General features: G+C 50.8%; 11 protein-coding genes and 1 pseudogene. 7 read left to right on the top strand and 5 right to left on the bottom strand.

The window, feature by feature from the left end; genetic code table 11:
* Nucleotides 1-5 precede the first annotated feature (5 nt).
* The 3 genes and pseudogenes from fabR (at nt 6) to HOK28_21950 (ending at nt 4,691) form a co-directional block, all read left to right on the top strand.
* Nucleotides 6-656 (top strand): annotated as a pseudogene (fabR, locus tag HOK28_21960) (HTH-type transcriptional repressor FabR).
* Between the two features lie 520 nt (nt 657-1,176).
* Nucleotides 1,177-3,780 (top strand): ATP-dependent chaperone ClpB, encoded by a 2,604-nt coding sequence (clpB, locus tag HOK28_21955; GenBank protein ID MBT6435772.1) that lies wholly within the window; start codon nt 1,177-1,179, stop codon nt 3,778-3,780.
* A 74-nt stretch (nt 3,781-3,854) separates the two neighbouring features.
* Entirely contained in the window at nt 3,855-4,691 is an 837-nt protein-coding gene (locus HOK28_21950; GenBank protein ID MBT6435771.1) for a hypothetical protein, read from the top strand.
* On the opposite strand, the gene HOK28_21945 is transcribed toward HOK28_21950, so the two are convergent.
* Nucleotides 4,678-7,434, bottom strand: a complete 2,757-nt coding sequence (locus HOK28_21945; GenBank protein ID MBT6435770.1) for an MMPL family transporter — start codon at nt 7,432-7,434, stop codon at nt 4,678-4,680. The two genes, HOK28_21950 and HOK28_21945, sit on opposite strands and share 14 nt — an antisense overlap.
* Nucleotides 7,435-7,515: 81 nt before the next feature.
* Here HOK28_21945 and argH point away from each other — a divergent pair, with 81 nt between their 5' ends.
* From argH to dinB, 3 genes are read left to right on the top strand one after another with little or no spacing between them, the layout of a single operon-like run.
* Nucleotides 7,516-8,934 (top strand): argininosuccinate lyase, encoded by a 1,419-nt coding sequence (gene argH, locus HOK28_21940; GenBank protein MBT6435769.1) that lies wholly within the window; start codon nt 7,516-7,518, stop codon nt 8,932-8,934.
* Between the two features lie 14 nt (nt 8,935-8,948).
* Nucleotides 8,949-9,455, top strand: coding sequence for a YajQ family cyclic di-GMP-binding protein (locus tag HOK28_21935; GenBank protein MBT6435768.1), 507 nt, complete (start codon nt 8,949-8,951; stop codon nt 9,453-9,455).
* Nucleotides 9,456-9,487: 32 nt separating this feature from the next.
* Nucleotides 9,488-10,648, top strand: a complete 1,161-nt coding sequence (gene dinB / locus HOK28_21930) for a DNA polymerase IV (protein MBT6435767.1) — start codon at nt 9,488-9,490, stop codon at nt 10,646-10,648.
* Here dinB and HOK28_21925 read toward each other — a convergent pair.
* Genes HOK28_21925 through raiA form a run of 4 tightly spaced genes read right to left on the bottom strand, consistent with a single transcriptional unit; the run spans nt 10,604 to nt 14,775 of the window.
* On the bottom strand, nt 10,604-12,109 hold the full coding sequence (locus tag HOK28_21925; protein ID MBT6435766.1) for a hypothetical protein: 1,506 nt from the start codon (nt 12,107-12,109) through the stop codon (nt 10,604-10,606). The genes dinB and HOK28_21925 overlap by 45 nt on opposite strands.
* A complete protein-coding gene (locus HOK28_21920; protein ID MBT6435765.1) occupies nt 12,106-12,975 on the bottom strand; it encodes a hypothetical protein in 870 nt (289 codons plus the stop codon). The genes HOK28_21925 and HOK28_21920 overlap by 4 nt, the downstream gene beginning before the upstream one ends.
* Nucleotides 12,976-12,982: 7 nt before the next feature.
* On the bottom strand, nt 12,983-14,323 hold the full coding sequence (locus tag HOK28_21915; protein ID MBT6435764.1) for an NAD(P)-binding protein: 1,341 nt from the start codon (nt 14,321-14,323) through the stop codon (nt 12,983-12,985).
* Nucleotides 14,324-14,352: 29 nt separating this feature from the next.
* Nucleotides 14,353-14,775: a ribosome-associated translation inhibitor RaiA gene (gene raiA, locus HOK28_21910; protein ID MBT6435763.1), complete on the bottom strand. Its 423-nt coding sequence runs from the start codon at nt 14,773-14,775 to the stop codon at nt 14,353-14,355.
* 355 nt (nt 14,776-15,130) lie between these two features.
* On the opposite strand from raiA, the gene HOK28_21905 reads away from it, so the two are divergent.
* Nucleotides 15,131-15,430 (top strand): hypothetical protein, encoded by a 300-nt coding sequence (locus HOK28_21905; protein MBT6435762.1) that lies wholly within the window; start codon nt 15,131-15,133, stop codon nt 15,428-15,430.

Below are 15,430 nucleotides of genomic sequence, written 5' to 3'. Positions count from 1 at the left end.
GGGCAATGGATAATATCAATCGTAAGCTACGCACCCGAAAAGCGTTAATGAACAGTGCTCTGGAATTGGTTGGCGAGGGTCAACATTTTTCGAGCTTAAGCCTTCGAGAGGTGGCCAAGCGAGCGGGCGTGGTTCCCAATGCTTTCTATCGCCACTTTAAAAATCTAGATGAGTTGGGTTTGGCGTTGGCCGATGAAGTGGGGCTCTTATTGCGTCAGCTGATGCGACAGGCTCGGCTTCAGGGGCTTGCGGCAGACCGGATGATCTCAGATTCGGTAGATTTTTTTATATCCAACGTTCTCAACAACCGAACTCTTTTTCGCTTTATGTCCCAAAGTAGGACGGGTGGTTCGGAGAGTTTACGAGAAGCGATTCGTAACGAATTAAGTTTTTTCGCTACCGAAATGGTCATGGATTTAAACCGGTTGAGGATTTTAAGCCATGTGGAGTCTATTGATCTCGACATGATTGGTCATCTTGTGGTTCAGACCGTGTCGGGGATTGCTTCAGAGCTTTTAGATTTACCACCAGATAGTGAGAACCTGGTGAATGCGATTCGCCAGCGGACCATCAAGCAGGTGCGATTGATTTTCCTTGGTGCCAGTCAGTGGCATTCGGTGGACGACAAAGAGAAAAAGCGTAAAAGCAAAGCAAAGCTTGAGAGTGACAACCCAAGAGATCTGATAAGCGATTCAGAACCTGAGAATCTCACGACTCGAGAAATCGCGGAACCTTCTGAAGCTCCAAAACGAACTGAGCAAGCAGCGACGGTTTCCAAGGCGAAAGCTAAAGCGCGTGCGGATAAAGCAGCGGCGGTTTCCAAGGCCAAAGCAAAAGCGCGTGCGGATAAAGCAGCGGCGGTTTCCAAGGCCAAAGCAAAAGCGCGTGCGGATAAGGCAGCGGCTGTAGCCAAAGCTAAGGAGAAGGCAAAGATAGAAAAGGCGGCAGCAGCCAAGGCGAAAGCTAAAGCGCGCGCGGATAAGGCAGCAGCGACGGCTAAGGCCAAAGAGAAGGCTAAGGCTAAAAAAGCATCAGCTCATCAGGAATCGCTGCGCAAGAAGGCGGAAAAGGCTCAAAGCCTCAAGAAAACGAAATAAAACGGTCTAAAATAGCTATACAGTTGCGCCTTTTGTGACACCGCTTATTCTATAGAAGTAACCCATCAGCGAGGTGTGAATGAACCCGGACAAGATGACGCATAAAGCCTCAGAGGCGTTGCAAGATGCGCAGCGGGTTGCCATTGAAAATGGTCAACAGGCCGTTGAGTCGTGGCATCTCTTGCTGGTTTTAACCGAGCAGCCAGACGGGGTTGTGCGTCCTATCTTGGATAAAATAGGGGTTGATGTTGCAACCTTTGGCGCGGAGCTTAAGGCTCAGGTGGCGCGGTTACCAAAAGTTCAAGGGGGTCACACTTATATGGGTGGTTCACTTTCGGCTCTCTTAACCCAAGGCCAAGCCCATACAGACCGTTTGCAAGATGACTATTTATCTACGGAGCACCTGCTCTTGGCGGCATCCGGTGAGCAGGCTCCGAGCGCTTCGATTTTGCGACGTCATGGAATCACGACCGATAGTATTTTACAGGCGCTGGAGGCAGTAAGAGGAAGCCACCGGGTCACGGACCAAAGTCCCGAAAATAGGTATCAGGCTCTTTCGCGTTACGGCAGAGATCTTACGGAGTGGGCGCGCCGGGGCAAAACAGACCCGGTCATTGGCCGAGATGAAGAGATTCGCCGAGTGCTTCAGGTGTTGAGCCGAAGGACGAAAAACAATCCGGTTTTGATTGGTGAGCCGGGTGTGGGCAAGACGGCCATTGTTGAAGGTCTCGCGCGGCGTATGGTCGACGGCGATGTTCCGATGGGGATGCGTAACAAGCAATTGATCTCTCTGGATTTGGGCGCGTTGGTCGCCGGGGCGAAATACCGAGGCGAGTTTGAAGACCGGCTCAAAGCGGTGTTGAAAGAAGTAACCGAGAGCGATGGGGAGGTCATTTTATTTATTGATGAACTCCATACCTTGGTCGGTGCAGGCGCAGGTGAGGGCGCAATGGATGCATCAAACATGCTTAAGCCAGCTTTGGCCAGAGGCGAGCTACATTGTATTGGTGCTACCACGCTTGACGAATACCGCAAGCATATCGAAAAAGATGCAGCTTTGGAGCGGCGCTTTTCGCCCGTATTGGTCCAACCACCGAGTGTAGAAGATGCGGTATCGATTCTTCGTGGATTAAAAGAGCGTTATGAAATTCACCATGGCGTACGCATTCAAGATTCGGCAATCGTCGCCGCCGCTACGTTAAGCAACCGGTATATCACCGACAGATTTTTACCGGATAAGGCCATCGACTTAATGGATGAAGCGGCCAGTTTGCTGAGGATTCAAATTGATTCATTGCCCGCTGAGCTCGACACCTTAAGGCGAAAGATTGTTCAGCTTGGTATTGAGCGTCAGGCCCTGCTTAAGGAAAAAGACGAGCCAAGCCGTTTGCGCTTGGAAAAAATCGAATCGGAGCTTGGCGAACTGCGCGGTGAAGAAGGCGAAATGGAGTCTCGGTGGCAGACTGAGATGAAGAAGCTCAAGCGTGGCCAAGTGGTCAAAGAAGATCTGGAGAAGCTTAAGCAAGCCCAGCTCTCGGCCGAGCGTGACGGTGATTTAAACCGCGCGGCCGAGCTTAAATTTGGTCGTATTCCTGAGCTAGAAAGAGAGCTTGAGGCTTTGTCGGCGGCAGAGGAAGAAGAAGAAGACCGCCTGCTTCATGAAGAAGTCAAAGACGAGGATATTGCGGCCATTGTAGCGAGGTGGACGGGCATTCCTATATCGCGCATGCTCGAGAGCGAAGTGGAAAAGCTTTTACGGATGGAAGAAAATCTGGCCTGCCGAGTCATCGGGCAGGGCTCAGCCTTAACGGCAGTCTCTCATGCAATTCGCCGGAGCCGTTCTGGCTTGGGAGAACCCAACCGGCCCATCGGCAGCTTTTTGTTTATGGGACCAACTGGGGTGGGCAAAACAGAGACGGCACGGGCATTGGCTGAATTTTTGTTTGACGACGAGCAGGCTATGGTTCGGATCGACATGAGCGAGTACATGGAGAAGCATTCGGTCTCGCGGCTGATTGGGGCGCCTCCTGGCTACGTGGGTTACGATGAAGGGGGTCAGCTGACGGAAGCTGTTCGCAGGCGACCTTACTCAGTGGTTCTTTTAGACGAAGTTGAGAAGGCGCATTCTGATGTTTTTAATATCTTACTGCAGCTTCTAGACGACGGCCGCTTAACCGACAGCCAAGGACGAACGGTTGATTTTCGAAATGTAGTTGTCATCATGACATCCAACGTTGGTTCAGATGCGATTCAGCAATTTGCCGGGCGCGATGAAGATAAAATGCGGGAAATGGCGCAGGCTGCTTTGAGAGAGCAATTCAGGCCTGAATTTATCAACCGAATTGATGATATCGTTATTTTTCATGCACTTACGCACGATGAGATCGATCGAATCTTAGATTTGCAGTTGGTCATTTTAGGCAAGCGTCTGGAAAGCCGAGGGCTGACTCTAGAGCTCACGGATGCTGCGAGGGAAGCACTTTTGGCCGAGGGCTTTGATCCCATGTTTGGTGCCCGTCCATTGAAACGGGCGGTTCAAAACCATGTTCAAAACAACATGGCAACGGCACTTCTGGCGGGTAGATTTTACCCCGGGGACACGGTCATCGTCGATTTCGTGGATGGTGAGTTCACCTGTGACAAAACTGGGGGTGCTTCACAAGCCGACCCGATGGTTCATTAAACACGATCTTGCTCTAGCCCGAGGCATATTCTAAACTTAAGTAAGATTAACTCGGCGGGAGCAGCTCGGTCGGAATGAGTGCAAAATTTTTTGGACAGTTTTTAATTGAAGCAGGTGCCATCAGCTCATCACAGCTGCGGGAAGCCCTCGATCTCATGGAATCAGACTATGAGAAGCTGGGCGAGTTGGCTGTTAAGCTCGGCTATTTGCGCAAGGAAGATGTAGCAAGGCTGCACCGTGAGCAGCGCTATGTTGATTCCCCTCTGGGTGAGTTGGCCATAGAGCGCGGCTTGATGACCCGAGAACAACTCGACGAACTCCTGAACAGGCAATCCGATACCCGGCTAAGAATTGGTGAAGCGTTGGTTCGCCTGGGTTACATCGAAGAGACAAAAATTGAGTCTCATTTTCTGAATTTTAAACGCAGCCAAGATCTTATCGTTGAAAAGATTCGAACCTTACCGCTGGAGTTATCCAGCAACCGGTTGGCCGAATTTGTCGTAGGTTTCTTTCCTAAGATCACAATGCGTATCGCCGATATTCGCTTGAAGATTGCTCAAGGCTGTGAGGCGGCTGAGCGCCATTTAAAAGATCATACAGCATCGGTCTTAATCAGTGGACCCGAGCCGATTGAGTTCAGTCTCTCTGTGGATAAAGATTTCGCCGAAGGGATCCTTTGGGGCTTGTTGGGGGGCGAAATCGCTCCGGAAGACGAGCGCCCAAGTTATGAGGATTGTCTTGGCGAATATGTGAGTATTGTTGCCGGCAATGCCTTGATGGCGTTGCAAGAAGAGGGTGTACGCGGACGAATTGAACCACCGTCGTATAAAAGTGGTGTACCCACTGGTGCCTTTGCGTTTGTTTTAGCGTCTACCCGAGGGACGGGAACACTTCTTATTACGCCTCGTTGATTTCAACGTCATCCGTATGGGTGCTGGCCAAACCAAATGCTACCAAAATTGCCGGCAATAAGATGAGGCAAGCCAAGAGGCAGCATAGAATCCCGATAACCATAATCAGACCAAGGCTAAACATCGCACCGTGTTCTGAGAGCATGAGGCCTGCAAAACCAACCATCGTTGTGATCGAAGCCACGACCACCGCGCTGCCAGTCCCTTGAAGAAGGTCCTCAAGGTGAGCGACGCCGCCGCGTAGCTGCGCGCTTTGTTTATAGCGATGCACCAGGTGAACACCGGCATCGACTCCGATGCCAAGAACCAGGGGCAGCACCACCACATTGGCCGCATTAAAATGAATGTCAAAAACGCTCATGATGCCAAGCATCCAGAGCCAGCCGGTCGTCACCGGAATGATGGTCAGTATGATTGCTTGTAAATTACGAAAGTCCCACCACAAAATCGCCAAGATGATGAAGGCGGCCAGCATGGCGACCTTTTTGAATCCACTGATAATCATTTGGCTGTGTGTGTGGAGGGTGATGGCGAAGCCAGAAACATTCGGGTCGATGGTTTCAAGCTCTTTAGCGAAGTTGGAGGCTACTTCTCGATCCCAGATATTACCGGAAGGGTAAACGTAAAGTGCGAGGGCATCGTTTTTCTTAGATACGAACCGCTGCCGTAAAATAGGCGGTAAATCCATGATTTGATAATGGCCACGCTCGAGAATCTTTTGAGCCGAAGAGAAGGCACGATGCATTACATTGGCCAAAGAGATAGAGAAATCACTCAATCTGCCGTCTGCACCTGAGCCCACGACTGCTAGACGTTTGATGATTGAAGCGGTCGCTCCAAGAGCAACGTTGGCTTCTTGAGTGTCGCGCCCCAATACTTTGAGGACATCCTTAATTTTCTGAATATGAACTTGAATGGTTCTGACAAGAAGTGTCAGTTCTTGCGAATTAAGAGATGTTTTCCCGGCTGATTGGAAATCGGGAAGTTTGTTGTCGAGCTCTTTCATGATGTCTTCAAGAAAATGTATTCGCTGGCCCTCAAGTGGCGGCAAGGCATCACTGGCACTGTGGACGGAACCCACACTTGGAAGAGCCAGTAATTTCTTTTTCATCTCGCGAGCATCTTCAATACTCGGGGTGATGATGTTTGCGAAACCGGGTCCAAAGCTTGGGCTTTTTTCCAGAAGCAGCAGTGCCTCGGCGCTCTCGGAGCCACGCGGCAGAAAATCAAAATAACGATAATTGAAGCGAATCTGATTGAGACCCAATCCGCCAAGCAGGGCCAGCGCCACGCAACCAAGAATAATAGACCGTGGGGCTTTCTCTACCCAGAGGGTTAGCGCAGTGAGCCCAGGCAGCTTTGTGGAATGGACTTGTGGACGTTGTCCCCATAGCCCGAGCACAGCGGGTGCGACGCAAAAAGTCACAGCCAGCATGACCACAAGCCCAACAGCTGTAATGACTCCAAGCTCGGCAAATGCGGTGAATTCGGTGGTGGCCATACTTAAAAACGTAAGAGCGGTGGTAACGGCGCCGGTTAAAATAGCGGGGCCTGCTCGTGCCATACTTTTTTGAATGGCCTCTTTGAGCGGAACCCCAACGCGCTTGAACTCGTTAAAGCGCGATAACCAATGAACCGGAAAATCGATGCCGAGTCCCATGAGTACGGATAAAAAGGAAGATGTAATCAGGTTGAGACCGCCGTAGGCCACGCGGACGAAAGCCAGTGAAAACATAATGCCAAGAAGCATAGGCAAACCAGCGACGACGGATTGACGAAATGAGCGAAAGAAGAACCAGAATAAAGCGAAGATACCAATACCCGTTGCAATACCAGAGCGCATCAGCCCGCCGCGGATAATACCAACCTCATCCGCGGACAAAGCTGGGATCCCGGTTAGTTGAGCACTGACGCCTTGGAAGCTGGGATCTTTTTCAAGCTCGTCGCGGATAGCTCTTAGCTCTTCCACTACGGGCTGAATTTCCGCAATCTCATCACCTTCGAAAGTAGGGAAAAGGACGAGAATATGAAATTCGCCGTCTTCGCCGACGAGATACTGGGCTGAGTCGAGTCCGGATTGATTCGGCTCTGGGTCACTGTCGCGCGTCACCGAAGCCCAAGGACTGTCGCCTGCCAAATAAGCATCGGTCATTTGGGCAAGCGTGGTCACCTGACTCAGAGCCCGGTCGATTTGCTTGGTGGAAATCATCGGACCGAAAGGCGAAAGCATTTGAATTTGCAGGGCGGCAGCGAGACTTCCGAGCTTGGACTCAAATGCGTTCGCGTAGGTCGGGACTCCACCGCTGATAAAACTCTCGAGATTCTCACCCGCTGGCACCAAAAGCTTTAAATCTGTGAGCTGGCTGAGATCTTGGACCAAGATGGCTTCGGCGAGTTCATCGGGACCCATATGCCCCAAAGTACGGCCCTCAAAACGTGGATTGGCTTCTAATTCCTTGGTTAGAGCATCAACCATATTGCGTCGCTGGGATTCCGTACCGCCGCTGAGAACGAAAATAGGCATTTCAGGTGCCCCGAACTCCTTGATAAAGTTCATCATTCTGAGCTGATAGGGGTTGTCATGGGCGACGAGGTTGTGGCGAGAGGTGCTGATCTCAAGTTGTGAGATCCAATAAGTGGACGAAAGGGCCAAAACCATGGCTATTAGGATCACAAGTCCGGCTCTACGTAGGACAAGCTCAATAAATCTCTGCAGCCATGTGTGTCGGTTGTTGTTTTCCATTAGTCTCTGGCTATTGTATGCCCCAGAGTCTGCGGAGAGAAATCTTTGACTCTTTTTGCTGTAAAATAAGGCGGTTTTTGGATGGGTGAGACAGAACAAGACAAGAAAGATCATCTTTGGGGAGATGGCGCGGATGCGGGTATGCATCCAGCCCTCGCGGTGATTTCGGATTCTCTAAGACAAGATATGCCGTTGGCGGACGCTGATTTACGAGGAAGTGCGGCGTATGCTCGCGCCCTTGGGCGGTGTGGCGTGCTGAGTGAAGAAGATGGCGAGATTCTTGGGAGTACCTTGGATACGATGCGCGACGAGCTTCATTCTGGAGATTGGAAGCCAAAGGGTGCCGAAGATATTCACACTGCCATTGAGGCAGAAGTGACCCGGCGACTTCCTGAGCTCGGTGGCCGATTGCATACGGGCCGAAGCCGAAACGACCAGGTGGGCACGGCATTTCGCCTCACGGTCATGGATAAAATCGACTTGATTGTGAAGGCGCTCATTGGCGTTCAAGAACGCCTGCTCGCACAAGCTGAAGTGAACCTGGATATTTTGATGCCAGCTTACACGCACATGCAGCGGGCACAGCCGATTCGTTTGTCGCACTGGATTTTGAGCTATTTTTGGCCGCTCGAGCGAGACATTGAACGGTTCTTACAACTGCGCGAGCGTTGCGGCGTGTTGCCGTTGGGCAGCGGGGCGGTGGCAGGGCACCCTTTTAATATCGATAGGCAATGGTTGGCTTCAGAGCTTGGTTTTCAGGCCATCAGTGAAAATAGCATTGATGCCGTTGGTGACCGTGATTTCGCGCTTGAATTTGTATTCCTGTGCTCGATGGTCGCGATACACCTCTCACGATTGTGTGAAGAGTTGGTCATTTGGAGCTCCGCTGAGTTTGGTTACATCAAGTGGCGCTCAGATTTGGCCACGGGCAGCAGTTTGATGCCGAACAAAAAGAACCCCGATCTTCCGGAATTGGTTCGCGGCCGCTCAGCCCAAACACTTGGTGAAGTCGTCTCTATGCTAACGTTGCTCAAGGGCTTGCCCCACAGCTACCAGCGTGATCTTCAAGAAGATAAGCAGCCGGTTTGGCGTTCAGCATTTATCGCACACAGCAACTTGGTTGCCATCGCGGCCGCGCTTGAAGGCATTCGCTTCAATGGGGAACGAATGGGTGAGGCGCTTACCGATGATACGTTTGCCACTGAAATGGCGGACATCTTAGTGGACCGAGGGATTCCTTTTCGAAGTGCTTACCGTGTGGTTTCGCGCATTGCGACGGCTGCCCGTGAAAAAGAGTGCTCGATTAAGCAAGTTGCTCAAGAAGCTGACCCTTCTCTCTTGGAACCTCTCACGCTCGAGGATATTGAGGGCCTCAGTGCACTTAAGTCGGTAGAGCGTAGAACTGCCGCTGGGGGTACCGCGAAGTCCGCTGTTCAAGAACAAATGGATGAAGCTTGGGACATTGTTGAATTGTATAAAGAGCGTCTAGGAATAAAATAGAAAAGGAAGGCCCGATGGCTGCCAAGGAATCATTCGATATCACAACGGGTTGTGATCTTCAGGAAGTGGATAACGCTGTAAACCAGACTCTTAAGGAGTTGGGGCAACGTTTTGATTTCAAAAAAGTGAAGTACACTTTGGAGTTTAGCCGAGGCGAAGAAAAAGTCGTTCTTACGGCCGACGATGAATACAAGCTCGACGCGATTTGGGATGTGTTGCAGACTAAGTTTATTCGGCGCGGTGTGCCGATCAAAAACATGGAACGCAGTGAGCCTCAAAAAGCCGGTGGCATGACGATGCGTCAGGAAGTGACGCTCCAGCAGGGTATTCCCACGGATACGGCAAAAAAGATTGTTAAATTTCTTAAAGACAAGAAGCTTAAGAAAATCCAATCTCAAATTCAAAAAGACCAAGTACGCGTGACATCGGGTTCTCGGGACTCGTTGCAAGAGGTCATCAGTATTCTGAAGGCTGAGGACTTTGACGTCGAACTTGAGTTTGGGAATTTTCGCTCCAATTGACGCAAGAGAGCCGCCAGATTCTTCACATTGATATGGATGCCTTTTTCGCATCTGTAGAACAACGTGAAAACCCCAGCTTGATAGGCCAGCCTTTGGTGGTTGGAGGGCGCAGTGGGCGCGGAGTTGTGGCCGCCGCTTCTTACGAAGCGCGCACCTTTGGGATTCGTTCTGCGATGTCGATGCGGGAGGCTCTCTCTCGTTGCCCAGATGTTCATGTGGTGGCGCCGCGTCACAAATTTTACTCGGAAGTGAGCAGGGAAATCTTTGAAGTCTTTCGAAGGTACACGCCTTTGGTTGAAGGTATCTCTTTAGACGAAGCTTTTTTAGATGTTACAGGCAGTCAGAAGCTATTTGGGACAGCTGTGGGCATTGCCCAGAGGATAAAAGCAGAAATCACTCAAGAGACTCAGCTTGTGGCCAGTGCGGGTGTTGCCCCATCAAAGCTCGTTGCAAAAATTGCCAGTGATTTAGACAAACCCGATGGGTTGGTTGTCGTTAGACCTGACGAAGTACGCAGCTTTTTGGCACCCTTGCCCATTGAACGAATGTGGGGTGTCGGCAAAGTGGCCAGCGCAGGACTAAGGGGCGTCGGGATTGAAACATTAGGAGCTTTGTCACGGGCACCCTTATCGGTTTTGTCGCCAGTGTTGGGCCAAAATGCAGCAAATGTTCAAGCCCGTGCTCGAGGAGAAGACAACCGCGAAGTGGTGACAGGCTCAGCGCCGAAATCTCTGGGAGCAGAGTCTACATTTGAGACGGATATCAACGAGGTGGCCCTGCTTCGGCGGTATTTATTGCGTCATGCCCGAGAGGTAGCCCGCAGGCTAAATCATAAGGATTTAGATGGCCGCGTGGTCACTTTAAAGATTAAGTATAACGATTTTAAAGTTCGAACACTGCGCCGAACCCTTTCGAACTCTGTGAGTGATACCGACAGCATCTACGAAGTTGTATGTGAGCTTCTGAATCAGGTTGATCTGAGCGTACGACCGCTTCGGTTGATAGGGCTTAGTGTGAGCGACTTTGTGAGAAGTTCGCAGATGACTCTTTTTGAGGCGCCGCAAAATGATAAGCGACTGAAAATTCAAGATCTGAGTGATAGTATTGCGAACCGGTTCGGGGATGCAGGGCTTACCCGCGCGTCGCTCCTAGGCGGTTTGGCTAAAAAAACACCGCCAGATAAGAATCGGTGAACGTCTGACATTGTGTTTTGAATTGAGTTTGTAGGCGAGCCGGTCAGCCCACCAACCGGTCTGTGTTGAAACAACCTCACACTGCCACTTGTCTGCGATAAACATATTCCCAGCTTTTTCACGGTCACGTTCATAACTTAAAACGTAGACATCTTGATGGGTGCGTTCTCGCATTTCAAACATCGTCCAATGCAACCACTCGGCGTGGAAAAGTCGCTTGCGCTGAATGTTGATGCCTTTTCGGTTGAGAAAAAAGGTGTGGGTTTCAGGGCCGATTGAAATGAGGTTAACAATCTCAGGGCGCTCTCGTACCCAAGACATCGTCTCTCTTAGATTCTTTTGGCTTTGCCCCATACAGACGACAAAAAGTAAGACGGCGTGTAAAACCAGGACCGGTTTAAACCAGCGTCGAAATTGGCGACCAACCATCCCATTGGAAAATTGAGGGCTTTCGTCAATCATTTGGACCGCGAGTGCGATGATAACGAGAAAGAGCGGCAAGACAGGGAGCATAAACCGTTCTTCTTTGTGACCAATCAGGCTGTGAACCAAGATAAAGGCGATGAGTGGAAAGGAGATAAGGGCATAGCGTTTGAGGGCCAGCCAGAAAGGTTTAGCCAGAACGAAGGTGAAGGGCGGAATGGTCAGCAGCGCAAAGAATCCGATATAGCTAAAGATGCCCGATCGGGTGAGTCCGTCGTGAGGATCTAGGTTCAATCGAAAATTCTCGATGACAGGGCCCAAGAATTGGCCGGTTGTGGCGTAATCAAATAACCCTTGAAGCAATACGCCCACACCGCCGCCAAGGGCTAAGGCCAGAACGTGCTTACGTCCCTCGGGTGACTGGTGGGCACGGTGCGCATTCCAAAACAGAGCCAAGGCGACACCGAGCGCAGCGACCCCCACTTGGAAGCGAAACCAGCAGCTGGCAGCGATGAAAAATCCGCCCCAGATGATTTTTAGAGGACTTTGGTGAGCGACTAAATAGAGCCCATAGATCAGTGGTGGGATAGCCATGGCCTCAATCAGAAGCCGCGTCCCGGCGTAGGGCATAATAAAATGAAGAGCCGCCAGCCAAGTTGCGATGGCTGTTGTTTTGGGGTTGGCCGTGAGTTTGTCGACCAGAAGATAAACGCAAACCACTGTGAGGAGGCTGTAGATACCCAGTGATGCGTGAAGTGCTCTTAATAAATTTTCAGGGTCATCGATTCCCAGGCCCTTGAAGAACCGGAGCAGCCCATACAAAATTTTAGGTGCCAAAAAGCTTCTGGCTCCGGCGGCAGGTAGATCGCTTGAGAGCCAATCAAATTCAGGGTCTTCAAGCCAAGCCAGTGCCGGTGCAAGAAGATGGTAGTAGTCATCCCGTGCGTGAAAGCCTAGGCCCACAATCGAGGAGATGAGCCGCGCGACCAAACCCAAAAACAGGGGAAGGTATAAACGATGAAAAATAGAAAGGTTCATGGGTTGGGATGGGTTTTGAGTTTGTGTTCTAAAAATTTTCCAACAATGGTCATGGCTTTATTCGGATTACCTGCATGCCAGCGAGCAGCGGCGCAGTAAGACCTCATAAAGCTGTCCCGGGCATCTCCGCGCTCAGGTACTACAAATCGAAGCATTTGGTAAAGATTGATAATGCGTTGGCGTCGTGAAAGGCGAAAACCCACGCGGGCGAGGTCTAGCCAGCGAAGGGTGTATTCACCGGGCTCAGCTCCTGGATGAGCAAAAGCGTGAAAACCTTTGAGGTCACCATGAAAGAAGCCTTGGTTATGGCTATGTGCGAGTGCTCTTCCCAGAGGCTCCATGGCACTGAGACCGTTTTTTTTCATCGCCAAGCTTAAGTAATCGTCCAAGATCAGGTTGCCTGGCTCAAACGCGGTCTGAATTTGGCAGCATCGAATTAAGCTTGGTCCATACCAAAGCTCTAAATACCCTTTGCTTTGGGCTGCGGCTAAGTTGAGCGTTTGCGTGCGGCGTTGAAATTTATGCTCCCGAGCAGCAACAGAGCGTGAGAAGAGACCCGCTAGGCTGCCTCGAAAATGGGCAACCTCGGTCATTTTGACGATACGTGGGCCTTGGGAGGTCTCAATCTGCACGACCCACCGCTTGAGCTGGTTTTGGTAGAGCAATCCGAGTTTTTCCTCAACACCTTCTTCGACCCGTTTGGGATCAGGGTTTGTTTTGAGATGTTCGTGAACCCGCAATGTCAGCTCGCCATCAAGGGCTTGGGATTTGGCGTGATGAAGGAGCCCGATGATGCGTTCGCGCTCTTCACCGTCGTCGAGGCACCCTCGAATCCATCCGCGCTCTACACTTGGTGTTACTTGCATGGCTGCCTTAGGCTTGCCGAGGCTGTCGGGATGCTAGGCTTTGCGCAGTGTCTTTGCCTTGGACCAGGGCTCCTTCCATGGAGTCATATGTCCAGGAGCCGTAACGGCCGATGGAAAGAATGTCACAGCTCTCCAAGAACTCCATGACCGTTGCTCGTGCTTGGCCATAGGCGTGGTCCATGAGGACGTAGGCGCAGTCGATGGTGGTTTTATTCAAGAGGACTGGATCTTCGTTGGGCTTAAGGTATCCGGCGCATCTCAGGCCCTTTAAAATGTCTTCAGCTGAGTAGGAGCATGGCGTTCCTCGAAGGTGTGAGACCTCGACGTAATAAGAACGGTGATCTTCTGGGGCAACCTGGGGAACTGCGGCGCTGGCAGACCCGATGCGATAAAACGGGAATTGCTTCTCTGGAAAATAAGTCCAATGAGGTGCGCCTTCTGGGTTTTTACCTTTGAGTCCAATATCCCAGTAGGTGACGCTGGTCGCTCGCAGCTTTTGCGCGGCTTCAAGTACTGCCGCAGGGACGTCTTCCATCGCGAGAATAAGATCTTTTAGAGGAAGTGTAGAAACCAAAAAAGTGTACCCGTAGCTTTGCCCGGATGAGGTACTCACTTCTTTTTGTTTCCAGTTGATTCTTGTGACCGCTTCACCGAGCCGGATATCGCTTTTTGATGTTTCGTAGAGGCGCTGAGGCAGACGTCCGATGCCGCCAGACTTCGGGTATTGAAAGGTCGCGTTGTATCCAAGGCCGTGGCTAGCCCCCATAGGACTTAAAGCGCCGCGAACGACTTCTTCAGGCTTGGGGATGGGCACAAATCGCTCACACCATTCGTGAGACATTTGTGAAGGCGGAATTGTGAAAATTTTGGTGTTGTAAGGAACCATGAAGTGGTCAGCGATACCGTCACCCATACGTTGCCGGATATAGTCCTCGAAGCTTTTGACCTCAGGGGCATCACCACGGGCCAACTTTTCCCGAGCTGCGAAGAAACCTAATAGACAATCGGTAACCACATCGTGAGGAAGCCCGTAGGTGTTGGCCTGAAATGGGTAGGGAGTATGAATGCCGTGCGAGAAGATCGAGGCGGTTCGCTCCACCGTAATCAACTCATCTCCCATCAAGGATTCAATCCAGGTGCGGATGCTTGGATCACGCATGTGCAACCAGTGACCGGTGAAGTCTGACGTGAAACCTTTTCGCTCAAAAGAGCGAGCAAGTCCTCCAGCCACGGTTTGCTTCTCGAGAATACAAGAGGGGCCCGGCAGGTGATGTCCACAGGACAACCCGGCCAGGCCCGCTCCTATAATAAGATTACGTTCTTTATTCGTTGCTTTAGATTCACCCATTACAAAGCGAATCTACTCATATCTGCACCTTAAAGCGAGTGCTCGTACTCCTGAACCTCGGCTTCCCAGGTTTCTGGTTCAGCTGTCATTTGACTGCGTGCAGTATCGTCGCGCATTTGCGCAGCTTCCTTGCGAGTACGGCTTGTATGACGCTTGCGCCCCTGCTCCCGTTTCACCTGCTCAATGAGGCGATCTCGTGCGAGGTCGATTGCTTTATAGATATTGTCGTCTACTTCTCTAATATTGATTGGCCGACCATGCGGCATGAATACCGATACGTGGCATTCGTGACTTTTCTCTCCCTTGTTTTCCCCAAGAAATCCTAGATCGATTTCAATTTTTGCGGCGGGCCGGTCGAAAATCTTCATCAAAGACTTACCAAGTTTTTCCTCGGCATGTTCTTTCACTGCTGGTGTTAAGTTGAAATGCCGGCCTTTCACAATAACTCTCATAGAGCCTCCGTGCGCGTCTTAGACGCGGATTTAATTTAGCGACGAAGAAATCCCGATTGGGATGCTTCGTCACGATAAAAGATTGCATTGATTTTTTTGAATGAATCGAACGGTAAACAAACTGGCAACTTATAAAATTCCAAATGTCTTCACCAAACAATCTAGATGAAGCGCTAATCGGCTCTAGAACGTCCGACCGGCTTGGCACCTAGCCCTTAATGATTAAAGTATGGGATCAATTCATCTGAAGGTCCACCTCTACGACTATCTTTTTTTATGAATAATTCAATCTAAAGTGCAGATCGCAGATCGCGAATATTTTGATGTAAGACAAAGTAAGTGTCAGACTACACACATGAACGAAGAGCAAAAGTTGTTGGAAGTATTAGGAAGAATTGAAAGCCGGCTCGACGAGATCGAGATTAAGGTCGACTCCGTAAAGAACGGCAATCGTAAGTCGCTGGAGTGGATAGGCATGCTTTCGGAGCATGTTCGCGACCTTGATGCGTTTCGCGAAGAGGTTCGTGCATCCTTCGAGCCGCTCAGTGGTAAGCTGGACAATATCGATGAAGTCGTGAGGATTCTACGGCATGCTACCGTCGATATATCGCGCCGCGTAGAAGGCATGGAGCACGGCGAGGCTTTATCCGCTTAG

The sequence above is a fragment of the Deltaproteobacteria bacterium genome, from assembly GCA_018668695.1.
Taxonomy (GTDB): domain Bacteria; phylum Myxococcota; class XYA12-FULL-58-9; order XYA12-FULL-58-9; family JABJBS01; genus JABJBS01.
This window is presented reverse-complemented; position numbering and strand designations above follow the sequence as displayed.

Excerpts from the sequence above, each read along its gene's own strand:
- HOK28_21935 (MBT6435768.1), top strand. The coding sequence starts at position 8,949 with ATGGCTGCCAAGGAATCATTCGATATCACAACGGGTTGTGATCTTCAG.
- HOK28_21925 (MBT6435766.1), bottom strand. The coding sequence starts at position 12,109 with ATGAACCTTTCTATTTTTCATCGTTTATACCTTCCCCTGTTTTTGGGT.
- HOK28_21915 (MBT6435764.1), bottom strand. The coding sequence starts at position 14,323 with ATGGGTGAATCTAAAGCAACGAATAAAGAACGTAATCTTATTATAGGA.
- HOK28_21950 (MBT6435771.1), top strand. The coding sequence starts at position 3,855 with ATGAGTGCAAAATTTTTTGGACAGTTTTTAATTGAAGCAGGTGCCATC.
- clpB (MBT6435772.1), top strand. The coding sequence starts at position 1,177 with ATGAACCCGGACAAGATGACGCATAAAGCCTCAGAGGCGTTGCAAGAT.
- HOK28_21945 (MBT6435770.1), bottom strand. The coding sequence starts at position 7,434 with ATGGAAAACAACAACCGACACACATGGCTGCAGAGATTTATTGAGCTT.
- raiA (MBT6435763.1), bottom strand. The coding sequence starts at position 14,775 with ATGAGAGTTATTGTGAAAGGCCGGCATTTCAACTTAACACCAGCAGTG.
- HOK28_21920 (MBT6435765.1), bottom strand. The coding sequence starts at position 12,975 with ATGCAAGTAACACCAAGTGTAGAGCGCGGATGGATTCGAGGGTGCCTC.
- HOK28_21905 (MBT6435762.1), top strand. The coding sequence starts at position 15,131 with ATGAACGAAGAGCAAAAGTTGTTGGAAGTATTAGGAAGAATTGAAAGC.
- argH (MBT6435769.1), top strand. The coding sequence starts at position 7,516 with ATGGGTGAGACAGAACAAGACAAGAAAGATCATCTTTGGGGAGATGGC.
- dinB (MBT6435767.1), top strand. The coding sequence starts at position 9,488 with ATGGATGCCTTTTTCGCATCTGTAGAACAACGTGAAAACCCCAGCTTG.